Origin of the sequence: Bacteroides sp. A1C1, from assembly GCF_004328515.1 — a bacterium.
GTDB lineage: Bacteria > Bacteroidota > Bacteroidia > Bacteroidales > Bacteroidaceae > Bacteroides > Bacteroides uniformis.
Window position 1 is genome coordinate 2,723,106 of record NZ_CP036491.1, and the last position, 14,218, is coordinate 2,737,323.

At 48.4% G+C, this 14,218-nt stretch carries 7 protein-coding genes; all 7 read left to right on the forward strand.

Features of this window, described 5'->3' with window-relative positions; all coding sequences use genetic code 11:
* Positions 1 to 48 precede the first annotated feature (48 nt).
* A complete protein-coding gene (locus tag EYA81_RS11005) occupies positions 49 to 888 on the forward strand; it encodes a peptidylprolyl isomerase (RefSeq protein ID WP_117966295.1) in 840 nt (279 codons plus the stop codon).
* A gap of 24 nt (positions 889 to 912) precedes the next feature.
* Entirely contained in the window at positions 913 to 2,151 is a 1,239-nt protein-coding gene (locus EYA81_RS11010) for a pitrilysin family protein (protein WP_117599218.1), read from the forward strand.
* 1 nt (position 2,152) lies between these two features.
* Positions 2,153 to 3,496, forward strand: a complete 1,344-nt coding sequence (locus EYA81_RS11015) for an MATE family efflux transporter (RefSeq protein WP_117599219.1) — start codon at positions 2,153 to 2,155, stop codon at positions 3,494 to 3,496.
* Between the two features lie 4 nt (positions 3,497 to 3,500).
* Positions 3,501 to 5,786, forward strand: coding sequence for a hybrid sensor histidine kinase/response regulator (locus EYA81_RS11020; protein WP_131225738.1), 2,286 nt, complete (start codon positions 3,501 to 3,503; stop codon positions 5,784 to 5,786).
* 107 nt (positions 5,787 to 5,893) lie between these two features.
* Positions 5,894 to 10,444 carry a translocation/assembly module TamB domain-containing protein gene (locus tag EYA81_RS11025; protein ID WP_131225739.1) on the forward strand — a complete coding sequence of 1,517 codons (4,551 nt, stop codon included), beginning with the start codon at positions 5,894 to 5,896 and terminating at the stop codon, positions 10,442 to 10,444.
* Between the two features lie 9 nt (positions 10,445 to 10,453).
* Positions 10,454 to 12,808 (forward strand): BamA/TamA family outer membrane protein, encoded by a 2,355-nt coding sequence (locus tag EYA81_RS11030; protein WP_117966304.1) that lies wholly within the window; start codon positions 10,454 to 10,456, stop codon positions 12,806 to 12,808.
* A 126-nt stretch (positions 12,809 to 12,934) separates the two neighbouring features.
* Positions 12,935 to 13,846, forward strand: a complete 912-nt coding sequence (locus EYA81_RS11035; RefSeq protein WP_005828584.1) for a nucleotidyltransferase — start codon at positions 12,935 to 12,937, stop codon at positions 13,844 to 13,846.
* Positions 13,847 to 14,218: the final 372 nt, after the last annotated feature.

A 14,218-nucleotide genomic window follows, 5' to 3' on the forward strand; every position in this document is an offset into this window, starting at 1 on the left:
TTGTCTGATTTTAGTATATTTGCAAACTTAAATTAAATAAAAAACAAAATGAAAAGGAATCTAATTGTATTATTAACTATACTGGTTTGCGGTTTGACTGCTTGCAAGCCGGGACAAAAGAAAGAGGAAAATATGGAAAAAGAAACGAAGCTGAAGATTGAAACAAGTGCGGGTGACATCACCGTGAAACTGTATAATGAAACCCCGAAACATCGTGATAACTTTATTAAGCTGGTGAAAGACGGCACGTATGAAGGTACGCTGTTCCACCGTGTCATCAAGGACTTTATGATACAAGCAGGTGACCCGGAATCGAAAAAGGCTCCAAAAGGCAAGATGCTGGGGGCAGGCGACGTAGGTTATACTGTTCCTGCCGAATTTGTTTATCCGAAGTATTTTCACAAAAAAGGTGCTTTGTCGGCTGCACGCCAGGGTGATGAGGTGAATCCCGACAAGGCATCATCCGGCTGCCAGTTCTACATTGTGACTGGAAAAGTGTATAATGACTCTACCTTGCTGGGGATGGAACAGCAGATGAATCAGATGCGCCTGAACAATGCTTTCAATGCATTGGCCCAGAAGCATATGAAGGAAATCTACAAGATGCGTAAGAATAATGACCAGGACGGTCTGATGGATTTGCAAGATTCTTTGATTGCGCAGGCAGAGGCTCAGGTTGCCAAGGAACCGGAGTTCAAGTTTACTCCCGAGCAGGTGAAGGCTTATACTACCATGGGTGGTACTCCGCATTTGGACGGTGCATATACCGTATTCGGTGAAGTGCTGGAAGGTATGGATATAGTTGATAAAATACAGAAGGTCAAGACTGATCGTAACGACCGTCCTGAAGAGGATGTGGTTATTAAAAAAGTGACAGTGATAGATTGATGATAGATTCTGTCATTCTATTTTATGAAGATAAACAAAAAGATATTTGACAACGGTCTGCGGTTGGTGCACAATGAAGATACCAGCACGCAGATGGTTGCCTTGAATATTGTTTATGACGTAGGTGCCCGTGACGAGCATCCCGAGCATACGGGCTTTGCCCATTTGTTTGAGCATCTGATGTTTGGAGGTTCGGTGCATATTCCTGATTATGACGCTCCTTTGCAACTGGCAGGTGGGGAGAATAATGCATGGACCAATAATGATATTACCAATTACTACCTGACGGTTCCAAAATCGAATGTGGAAATCGGCTTCTGGCTGGAGTCCGACCGTATGCTGGAACTGGCATTCAGTGAGCAAAGTCTTGAGGTGCAGCGTGCAGTGGTGATGGAGGAGTTCAAGCAACGTTGTCTGAACCAGCCGTATGGTGATGTGGGGCATCTGCTTCGTCCTTTGGCTTATCAAACGCATCCTTATCGCTGGCCTACTATCGGGAAAGACCTCTCTCACATTGCCAATGCCACGCTGGATGAGGTAAAGGAATTCTTTTTCCGTTTTTATGCACCTAATAATGCAGTTCTGGCCGTTACCGGAAATATTTCGTGGGAAGAAACGATTAGGCTGACTGAAAAATGGTTTGCTCCTATTCCCCGTAGGAATGTGCCTGTAAGACAATTACCGCAAGAAGTTGTACAGACGGCGGAACGCCGGCAGACGGTGGAACGGAATGTTCCTCTGGATGCTTTGTTCATGGCTTATCACATGTGCAGTCGTGAAGATGCCGATTATTATGCCTTCGATATTCTGTCGGATATTCTGAGCAATGGACGTTCCAGTCGCTTGACCCGCAGGCTGGTGCAGGAGCAAAAGCTCTTTTCCAGTCTCGATGCCTATATCTCCGGTACACGGGATGCCGGACTGCTGCATATCAGTGGAAAGCCATCTGCTGGCGTATCTTTGGAGCAAGCCGAGGCTGCTGTCCGGAAAGAGTTGGAAGAGTTGAAATCCGGGTTTGTTGGAGAGCAGGAATTGGAGAAAGTAAAGAACAAGTTTGAGTCTACACAGATATTCGGCAACATCAATTATCTGAATGTTGCCACGAACCTTGCCTGGTTTGAACTGACCGGGCAGGCGGAAGACATAGACCGTGAAGTGGACAATTACCGCTCTGTGACGGCAGAACAGCTTCATAGGGTAGCCCAACAGACCTTCCGCGATGAAAATGGGATTGTGCTTTATTACCAAAAAGAAAACCTTTAGTATGAGAAATTTATTTGATACGTATAAGCAACACTACAAAGCATTGCTTCTCCTGGGACTACCCATTGTGGTGGGGCAGTTGGGAGTCATTGTGCTGGGGTTTGCCGATACGCTGATGATTGGGCATCATAGCACGGAAGAGCTGGGTGCCGCTTCTTTCGTAAACAATCTGTTTACTCTCTGTATTATTTTCAGTACGGGGTTCAGCTACGGGCTGACCCCGGTTGTGGGAGGCTTCTACGGTAACCGCCGTTTTGCCGAAGCCGGACAAGCGTTACGGTGCAGTCTGGTGGCCAATGTGCTGGTAGCTTTATTGCTGACTCTTGTCATGGCTGTTCTGTATTTCAATGTGGAACGGCTGGGGCAGCCCGAAGAATTACTGCCTCTGATTAAGCCTTATTATCTAGTGCTGCTTGCTTCACTGGTTTTTGTCATGTTGTTCAACGGCTTTAAACAGTTTACGGATGGCATCACCGACACCAAGACGGCCATGTGGATTCTGCTTGGAGGGAATGCGCTTAACATCGTAGGAAACTATATTCTGATCAATGGAAAATTGGGTTTCCCGGAGATGGGATTGCTTGGCGCGGGTGTAAGTACCTTGTTCTCTCGCATTGTGATGGTCGTGGTCTTTGCGGTGATTGTGCTTCGTAGTCGCCGTTTTATCCGTTATAGACTCGGATTCATGAGGCTGGGATGGTCGACACCGATGTTTAGGAAACTCAATGCTCTGGGCTGGCCTGTCGGTATGCAGATGGGAATGGAGACCGCTTCCTTCAGCCTCAGTGTTGTCATGGTGGGGTGGCTGGGGACACTTGCTCTGGCATCACATCAGATAATGCTCACTGTCTCTCAGTTCACCTTCATGATGTATTATGGCATGGGTGCTGCAGTTGCTGTGCGTGTCAGTAACTTTAAGGGGCAGGGCGACGGGCAGAATGTGCGCCGTTCGGCGTATGCTGGCCTTCACGTCATCTTATGCATGGAAGTGGTGCTGTTGAGTATTGTCTTTGCACTTCGCGGTCAGGTCGGAGGATGGTTTACAGATAATATGGAAGTGTCCGGTATGGTAGCCGCTCTCTTCTTTCCGTTCCTGATTTACCAGTTCGGTGACGGATTGCAGATTAATTTTGCCAATGCCCTGCGTGGTATCTCGGATGTGAAACCGATGATGATTATTGCATTTATATCCTATTTTGTTATATCTTTGCCCGTAGGGTACCTCTGCGGTTTCATCTTCGGCTGGGGACTGACGGGGGTCTGGATGGCTTTCCCGTTTGGACTGACCAGTGCAGGGGTGATGCTGTGGCTGAGATTCCGTAGACAGACCAGGGAAAGGATTTGATAATATGAACAGTGTCTCCAAAGTAAAGATTGCCGTAGGCTACACTTTGTTGCTGGCGGTATTGTTTTTTTCCTTGTTCTTCGTACACCGGGAGATGGAGAACCTTATTCTTACCGATGACCGCGATGTACAATGGACAGACAGCGTACTAGCTTTGATACGCGAGAAGGATACCAATACGATAAGAATGCTGCGTACGCTGAGTGAGGCGAATGACAGCATGGTATCCACCAGTGACATTGAGCAGATAATTGCCCAGCAGGACTCAGTAGTGACCCAGCAACGTGTGCAGCACCGTATCATTACACATCGGGATACCGTCGTGACACGCCCTCGGAAGAAGGGTTTTTTCCGTCGTTTGGGTGAAGTGTTTGTCCCCCCAAAGAAAGATACGGCTATCCAGGTAAAGACCTCCCTCGAATTTGCGACGGATACGGTGATTGAACCTTATAATCCGGCCGATTCTTTGCATGAGAAACTGCGTGCTGTGGCCCAGCAGAAAAAAGCTGTAAACACTGTTATACAACGACGTAAACGCTATCTGCAACGCTTGGACCATATGCTGACCGCTCGTATTGACAGTTTGCTGAAAGATTATGAGACGGAAACTCTGCTGCGTGCACGGACGGAAGCCGAGTATCAACAGGCGGTCCGACGCCGTTCGGCCAAGATTATCAGTGGCATTGCCGTAGGTGCGGTATTGCTTTCCGTTTTTTTCCTTATTATCATCGGCCGCGACATAACCCGAAGCAACCGGTACCGCCGTGAGTTGGAAGAGGCTCGCCGTCGTGCCGAAGATTTACTTGCTGTCCGTGAAAAACTGATGCTTGCCATTACCCATGATTTCAAAGCCCCGCTCGGTTCTATCATGGGCTATGCCGATTTGCTTTCCCGTCTGACGGTGGATGAGCGCCAGCGGTTCTATCTGGACAACATGAAAACCTCATCGGAGCATTTGCTGAAGCTGGTCGTTGATTTGCTCGACTTCCATCGTCTTGATTTGAACAAGGCTGAAGTCAACCGGGTCACTTTTCATCCTTCCCGCCTGCTTGAAGAGATACACGTAAGTTTTGAACCGCTTACGGCTGCCAAAGGGCTGGAGCTTCATTGCGACATTGCCCCGGAGCTGGACGGTACCTATATTTGTGACCCCTTGCGTCTGCGTCAGATTATCAACAATTTGCTGTCCAATGCCGTGAAGTTTACGGACCAAGGCGGTATTACCATGACTGCCCGTTACGAGGACCGTCGACTGGTAGTTGCCATTGCTGATACGGGTAGAGGTATGGAGCCTGCTGACCGTGAGCGTATCTTCCAGGAATTCACCCGATTACCGGGTGCTCAGGGTAAAGAAGGGTTCGGACTCGGACTTTCCATCGTCCGTATGTTGGTACAGTTACTTGAAGGTACGATTGATGTAGACAGTGTACCAGGTAAGGGAAGCACTTTCACGATATATATTCCTATCTATCCCGTAAGGAGCGAAAGGCGTAGAATGAAGGATGAAGAATTGGGCTGTGTTGTCACGCCGGAGGGCAATTCTTCATTCTCCGTTCCTTGTTCTTCATTGAAGAATGTCCTCCTTATCGATGATGACCGTATTCAACTTACCCTTACTGCCGCCATGCTTCAGCAGAGTGGTATAAATTCTGTTTCTTGTTTACAACTGGATGAATTGCTGGATGCCTTGCGCACTGCAACCTTTGATGTTCTGCTTACTGATGTGCAGATGCCTGCTATTAATGGTTTTAATTTACTGAAACTGCTGCGTGCTTCGAACATACCGCAGGCACAGTCTGTTCCGGTGATTGCTGTCACTGCTCGCAGTGACATGCAGCGTGAGGAATTTACGGCGCATGGCTTTGCCGGATGCCTGCATAAGCCGTTTACCGTCAGTGAATTGCTGCATGAATTGAATGTGGAGGACAAAGGGAAGGAGGTTACGGAAGCTTCGGCTTGCCCGGGGTATAAATTCTCTTCGCTCACCGTTTTTTCGGTCGATGACCCCGAGGCCGCAAAGTCCATTCTGGAAAGTTTTGTGGCTGAAACCCGTCTCAATGCGGAGCGTTTGCAGAAGGCTGTGGAGAATGAGGATGTGGACGAGATGGCTGCTGTCTCCCACAAAATGATTCCCCTCTTTACGTTGATTGGAGCTACGGAACTGGTTGCATTGCTGAAACTGTTGGAAACTTCGCATGGAGTGCCTTTTACCGGAGAGTTGAAAGAGCACGCCCTTGCCGCCCTCGTTTTGATAGAGGATGTCATTACTCAGGCAACAGCTTTTCCGTAATGGGGGAACAGAGAAGAATACATGATTTTTCTCTATCGGGAACCAAATGTCGAAAGAAATTGTTTACTTTGTAGGACTTTTAAATACGATGAAAGATTGACGTTCCGATGAGAAGAAAATGGTTGAGAATAGCACTGTGGGTGCTGCTTACTCCTATTATACTGTTTATAATATTGATGATACTGCTCTATGTGCCTCCCGTACAGAATTTGATACGGAAGCAGGCTACAGCAATTGCATCAGATGCTACGGGTATGGACATATCTGTGGAGCGGATTGACCTTCGCTTTCCTTTGAATTTGTTGGTTCGCGGTGTATTGGTGGTACAGCCTGCCGACAGTGCTGTTGAGGTGCAGCATCCCGATACTTTGCTGAATCTTGGAAGTTTGAACGTGCGGGTGCAGGCATGGCCTTTACTCAAAGGGAAAGTGGAGGTGGATGACATTACCCTGAAACAAGTTGCTGTTAACTCTTCCAATTTAATGGAAGGTATGTGCATCAAAGGGGTACTGGGGCATTTCTTTTTCGAAAGCCATGGCATAGACCTTACAAAAGAAGATGCTATTCTCAATAATATAGAATTGAGCGATACCCATGTGCAGGTAATGCTTGCAGATACCACTGAGACTCCCAAGGACACTACTGACACTGCGTTAAACTGGAAAGTCACACTCCATACCCTGAAGTTGAAGAACGTCTCGGTCGATTTACAGATGCCATTGGACTCCATGGGGCTGAAAGCCCATATAAGAAATGCTGAGATTGCGGACGCTGCTGCCGACCTGAAACACCAGTTCTATGGCTGGAGAAAATTCCTGCTGACTGGAACTTCTGTCAATTATGATACCGGCGGCCCGGGGAGTGCGATAGGTTTCGACCCCTCGCACATTGCTCTTCACGACATTCGTATGGGCATTGATTCTGTGATGTACTACGGTAGAGATATGAATGCCGTTATCCGGGAATTTTCCATGTATGAGCGTTCCGGTTTGAGTGTAACTTCCCTGACCGGGCGGTTGTTTGCCGACTCTACCGTTATCCGTATCCCTTCTTTGAAGTTGCTGACACCTCATAGTGAGATGAATCTTACGGCACAGACTTACTGGGAACTGATAAATATACCTACCACCGGCCGTTTGACAGCCCGTTTCAATGCCCGTATCGGCAAACAGGATGTACTGCTTTTTGCCGGTGGCCTGCCGGAAACTTTCAAGGAAGCCTATCCGTTCCGTCCGTTGGTGATTCATGCCGGTACGGAAGGAAACCTGAAGCAGATGCAGATTTCCCGTTTTACGGCTGAGCTGCCCGGAGCCTTTTCGTTGAGTGGGGGAGGAGAATTCTGGAACCTGACCGACAGTGTGAAACGCAATGGAAACATGGACTTCGAGATGCATACGCAGAACTTGAACTTCCTGACCGGACTAGCTGACATTGCTCCCGATGGCTCCGTCATCGTGCCGGACAGTATGCACCTTGCGGCACGTGTCGGTATGGAGGGGGCGCAGTGCACTGCCGCCCTGAAACTGCAGGAGAAGGAAGGCGCCTTGAATCTGGATGCCGCCTATAATCTTGCTACGGAAGCCTACCATGCCGACCTTGCCATCAACAACTTGCAGGTGCATCACTTCCTGCCCAAGGACTCTATTTATACTCTTACGGTAAAGATGTCCGCTAAGGGACAAGGGGTGGATGTGGCATCACGAAAGACTGTGGCTGCTTTGAATGCCTCCTTGGAAAAACTACAGTATGGCCATTGGGACATTTCCGGTGTGGATGTGCATGCCGGACTCAAGTCATCCGTTGCTACTGTCCGTCTTGCCAGCGATAATGTTCTTCTCAAGATGCAGGGAAATGCAGATATGCGTCTTGACCGCAGCTATCTGGATGGCGCTTTGGATTTGAATGTGGAAGAGGTGAATCTGCATAAGCTGGGGTTGGTGCCCCGACCGTTGAAACACCCATTTGCCTTTACAATGGGAGCGGAGGCACGTCATGATTCTCTCGAGTTGAGGCTTGATGCCGGTGACTTGAATCTGCGTTTCCGCGCTCATAGCACGTTGAAGAAGTTGATGGAACAGTCGGATAAATTTGTCTCTATCCTGACAAAGCAGATTGATGAACGGCGTTTGGACCATGCCGCTTTGCGACAAGTCCTTCCTTCAGCCGGCATGTATCTGGAAGCCGGTAACCAGAATCCCGTCAGCTATTTCCTGGCTGCAAAGGGTATTTCCTATAATGATTTCAAACTGAGCTTCGGATTTACTCCGCAAGTCGGCATCAATGGACGTACAGCTGTTCACGGATTGCGCATGGACTCCTTGCAGCTCGATACGATATTTTTTACAGTGAAGCAGGATACTGCCCGCATGAAGTTGCAAGGTGGTGTCATAAACGGTCCCAAGAACCCGCAGTTTGTGTTCCGCAGTACACTGACGGGTGAAGTCCGTAATGAAGATGCGGAGCTGACTGTGGATTATGTGGATGGAAAAGGGCAGACTGGTGTGCTGTTCGGTATTAACGCCCGTCCGTTGACCGAAGGACATGGTCGCGGTGATGGTGTGCTGCTGAACCTTATTCCTGCCGAGCCGATTATCGCTTTCCGTAAATTCCACTTTGCGGACAATAGTAACTGGATTTATCTGCATAAGAATATGCGCGTCTATGCCAATATTGATATGGACAGCGACGATGGTCTGTGTTTCCGTATGCAATCCGACAAGAATGATACCCTTTCCTTGCAGAATATAAACGTAGAATTGAGCCGATTGCGCCTGGATGAACTTACGGAGGTACTTCCTTATATGCCTCGGCTTACGGGATTGTTCTCCGCCGAAGCAAATTATATACAGACTGCCACTTCCCTGCAGGTGTCCGCCGAAGCCAATGTAGAGAAACTGACCTACGAACGCCAACCGGTTGGAGATATAGGTCTGGGGGCTACCTGGTTGCCGGGCGACAAGAATACGCACTATTTGAATACCTATTTTACACATGATAACGAAGAAGTGATGACCGCCGACGGTATCTTGACGCAGAAGAACGGAAAGGATACTCTGGAAGTGTCCACTCGTTTCGAGCATTTCCCATTGAAGATGGCCAATGCATTCATCCCTGACCAAATGGTGGCCTTTACCGGAGATATTGATGGAGGGCTTTATATTTACGGTTCGCTGGATAAGCCTCAAATGCATGGTGATATTGTTTTGGACAGTGTGTCTGTCTATGCACGCCAGGCGGGAGCACGTTACTGGTTCGACAACCGTCCGGTGCAGATAAAGGACAATCAGTTGATATTCGATAAGTTTGCCATTTATACCACCAGCAAGAATCCGTTTACGATTGACGGTAAGGTTGATTTCCGGAATATGGAGCGTCCTACTGCCAACCTCAATCTGCTGGCAGAGAATTATACGTTGCTGGATGCACCGCGTACCCGCGAAAGTCTGGTATATGGAAAGGTGTTCGTTGACTTGCATGCCACGGTGAAGGGACCGCTTGACGGGCTCACGATGCGTGGAAACATGAATCTGCTGGGCAATACCAACGTAACCTACGTGTTGACCGATTCCCCTTTAACGGTGGAAGACCGTCTCAGTGGGCTGGTTACCTTTACCTCATTCACCGATACGACGTCGGTAAAGGCGGATGAAGTTCCTGCCATGTCGTTGGGAGGATTGGAAATGTATATGTCCGTCCATATTGACGATGCTGTCCGTCTTCGTGCCGACTTGAGTCCCGACCGCAGCAAATACATCGAACTGGAAGGTGGCGGTGATTTGAATATGCAGTATACTCCCCAAGGGGATATGAGCCTTACCGGACGCTATACCCTTTCGGGTGGCGTCATGAAATATTCGCTGCCTATCATCCCCTTGAAGGAGTTTCAGTTCAATCCCGGCAGTTATGTGGATTGGCGAGGGAATATTATGAATCCTACGCTAAGCCTAAAGGCTACGGAACGTATGCGTGCTTCTGTGGCCGACGGTGACGGGGACGGTTCGCGCATGGTGAACTTCGATGTTTCCATTTCCATCAAGAACAGGCTTGACGCTCCCGATCTTATATTCGATATTTCGGCGCCCGAAGATGGCACAGTAGAGAATGAGCTGCAGGCAATGGGGGCAGAAGAGCGTAGTAAGCAGGCTATTGCGATGCTTGCTACGGGTATTTACTTGAATAGCGGCGCCAAAGGAGGAGGTTTGTCAATGGGAGCCGCCTTGAACTCAGTGCTTCAGAGCCAGATAAACTCCTTGGCGGGAGGTATAAAAGGTGCCAATATCAGTGTAGGTGTGGAAGACCGTACCTCTGCTGAAACGGGCGACACGCAGAAAGACTTCAGTTTCCGTTATTCCCAGCGTTTCTTCAACGATCGCGTACAGATAGTCATCGGTGGAAAAGTATCCACCGGGGCCAATGCGACGAACGATGCGGAATCATTCATTGACAATATATCGCTGGAATACCGTCTTGATGCGTCGGGTACCCGATATGTCCGTGTATTCCATAATAAGAACTACGAAAGCATACTCGACGGTGAGATAACCGAAACGGGTGTTGGCCTTGTGCTGCGCCGGAAGATGGACCGGTTGGGTGAACTCTTCATCTTCAGGAAGAAAAAGATAAAACCGGAGGCTGAAAACAGCGATATGAAAAAGTAGGAATGTGATATGAAACGACTGATATTATATATTGCAGGATTGATATTTCTGGCAGGTTGCTCCACCACGAAGCACTTGCCCGAGGGGGAGATACTCTATACCGGACAAAAGCCGATGATTGTATTGAACCGCAGTGAAACGTCTGTTGGCGAGATTGCCATGGAAGAGGTGGAAGCCGCCCTTGCTACGGCACCGAACAATTCGTTGCTGGGGAGCTCTACTATCCGCTATCCCTTTCCTTTCGGACTGTGGATTTACAATGGTTTCCAGAAGTATGAGAAGGGACTCGGAAAGTGGATATTCAATAAATTTGCCGCCACTCCGGTGCTTCTGTCTACGGTGAATCCCGATATACGTCAGAAGGCGGCGGTTAACTTGCTGCGCGATTACGGCTATTTCAACGGAAGCGTCAGCTACAAGACATTTATCGACCCGAAAGACTCGCTGAAGGCAAAGTTGCAATATACGGTGAACATGCGTAATCCTTACTTTATAGATACGGTGTACTATCGTGGTTTCAACCAACGTACCACTCGCATTATGGAGCTGGGGCGCCGACGTTCCCTTATCAGTCCGGGAGAACAATTCAATGTGGCTGATTTGGATGGGGAGCGTACCCGTATCAGTACCCTGCTGCGTAATGTGGGCTGTTATTATTTCCGTCCCGACTACCTAACCTATCAGGCCGATACCATGATGGTTCCCAATGGGCATGTCCAGATGCGCTTGATTCCCGTTCCCGGTATGCCAAAGGTAGCCGAGAAGCAGTTTCGTGTGGGGCGTAAATCCGTCTATCTTCTTGGAAAGCAGGGGCAGGAACCCAATGACAGCATGGATTACAAAGGCTTGACCATACATTACTACAACAAACCACCGGTACGTCCCAACATGCTTTACCGTTGGTTGAACTATCAAGGTTATCGGCGGAAACGTCAGATACAGGACAGCGCAGGTATTGCCCGCCAGCGTTCTATGCAGAGTTTGTATAGCTTATATCGTCAAACCCGTATTCAGGAGCGCCTGGCAAGCGTCGGTATTTTCCGTTATGCGGAGATGCAGTATATACCGCGTGATACGGCATTTGTGTCTGATACATTGGATGTGAAGGTCATTGCCGCGCTCGATAAACCCTACGATGCGGAATTGGATTTTAATGTCACTATGAAGAGCAATAATCAGACGGGACCGGGTGCCGCTTTTACGGTGACGAAGAATAATGTCTTCGGTGGCGGTGAAAGCTGGAATGTGAAGTTGAACGGTTCGTACGAATGGCAGACGGGCAAGGCAAGCTCTTCTCTGATGAACAGCTATGAACTGGGTATCTCCACTTCGCTTATCTTTCCGCGCGTGGTGTTTCCCAGGATGGGCGACCGTGAGTATGACTTCCCGGCTACAACGACTTTCCGTTTGTATGCCGACCAGATGAACCGTGCCAAGTATTATAAGCTGTTGGCTTTTGGCGGTAATGTCACTTATGACTTCCAGCCCAAATCGACTTCCAGGCACAGTATAACTCCTTTCCGGTTGACATTCAATGTACTGCGCAATCCTACTGCCGCTTTCGATACACTGCGTGCCGAGAATCCGGCACTCTACGTTAGTTTGCGCGACCAGTTCATTCCTGCCATGGAGTACACCTATACTTATGACAACGCTTCCGTGCGCGGCAAGCGTAACCCCATCTGGTGGCAGACCACCGTTGCGTCGGCCGGTAACCTGACTTCTGCTGTTTACCGTATTTTCGGCAAGCCGTTCAGTGAGGAAGGGAAGAAGCTTTTCGGTGTACCTTTTGCACAGTTCTTGAAGCTGAACTCGGAATTCAGGTACCATTACCGGATAGACAAGAACCAGATGATTGCTTCGCGTATTGCGGGAGGGGTAATATGGTCGTATGGCAACGCTACGACCGCACCTTATACGGAACAGTTCTATATCGGTGGTGCCAACAGTGTGCGCGCCTTTTCTGCACGCAGTATAGGTCCGGGCGGTTATCCTCCCGAGACGGATAGGAAATATACCTATATCAACCACGTGGGTGATATTCGCATGGAAGCCAATATCGAGTATCGCTTCCGTATGATTGCCGACTTGCATGGAGCCGTATTCTTGGATGCCGGCAATGTATGGCTGATGCGTAAAGATGAAAACCGCCCGAATGGTGAATTTACGTTGAAGAATTTCCCGAAACAGATTGCTTTGGGCACGGGATTTGGCTTGCGTTACGATTTGGACTTTCTTGTTTTTCGTCTGGACTTGGGTATCGGGCTGCATGATCCGTATGATACCGGGAAGTCGGGGTATTATAATATTCCCAAGTTCAAGGACAGCATGGCGTTGCATTTTGCCATCGGTTATCCGTTCTAAATGTACCTTTTTGAACGGATAGTGGTAAAGAATGAACTAAAACTCCCTTCTGTCAGCCATAAATTTTTGTACATTTGCAGCCGTTATCAACTGTGATATACTAACCTTTTTAAATAATAACTAAATATGAAACCAACTTTATTCTTATTGGCAGCCGGCATGGGCAGTCGTTATGGTGGCTTGAAACAATTGGACGGACTGGGCCCGAATGGCGAAACTATCATGGATTATTCTATTTACGATGCCATCAATGCCGGTTTTGGAAAGCTCGTTTTCGTAATCCGTAAAGATTTTGAGCAGGATTTCCGCGACAAGATTATTTCCAAATACGAAGGCCATATCCCCTGCGAACTGGTATTCCAGTCCATCGATGACCTTCCCGAAGGCTTCACCTGCCCCGAAGGCCGTACCAAACCTTGGGGAACCAACCATGCTGTAATGATGGGTGCCGATGTAATAAAGGAACCGTTTGCTGTTATCAACTGCGACGATTTCTACGGTCGTGATTCCTTCCAGGTAATGGGCAAATTTCTTGCAGCCCTTCCCGAAGGTTCCAAAAATGTATATTCCATGGTAGGCTTCCGCATCGGTAATACATTGAGCGAAAGCGGTACCGTATCCCGTGGTTTGTGCGGAACGGATGCAAACAACTTGTTGACTTCTGTAGTAGAGCGTACCAAGATTCAGCGTATGGACGGCGAGGTGAAGTACATCGATGATAACGGTGAATGGACTGCCACTCCCGAGACGACTCCGGTCAGCATGAACTTCTGGGGCTTTACTCCCGATTACTTTGCTTACAGTGCAGAGTTTTTCAAGAGCTTCCTGAGCGACCCGAAGAATATGGAGAATCTGAAAAGCGAATTCTTCATCCCGCTGATGGTGGATAAGCTGATTAACAATGGCACTGCTACCTGCGAAGTGCTCGATACAACCAGCAAGTGGTTCGGTGTGACTTATCCCGAAGACCGTCAGAGTGTAGTCGACAAGATTCAGGCTTTGGTGGATGCGGGTGAGTATCCTGCGAAGCTGTTCTAAAGTAAGACGGAAGGATAACTTGATTCGCATTAATTTATTGGGTAAAAGAACAAAAGGACAAATATGGGGAAGGCGTTTGCCAGAGCTATATTTGTTCTTCTGTTTTCTGTTCACGAGGTGTCTGGTGCAAGCATACTGAAATGTTGGAACAGAACCCTGCATTGGGCTTACCGATATTGGAACCTTTGAAATCAGATTACTCCAAGTATGCCCGGAACAGCGTAGGGAATTGGTTAAATGATGCAAGTAAGACGCAATCCGGATTTGTAAGGAAGCTTTGCAGGCGTTGGGAAAGTGAAACGAAAGAGACCAAGTATATCGTTAAGAAAACGCTGAGGACTGTCGGTAAATGAGTGTCTGTTCCAAGGTATG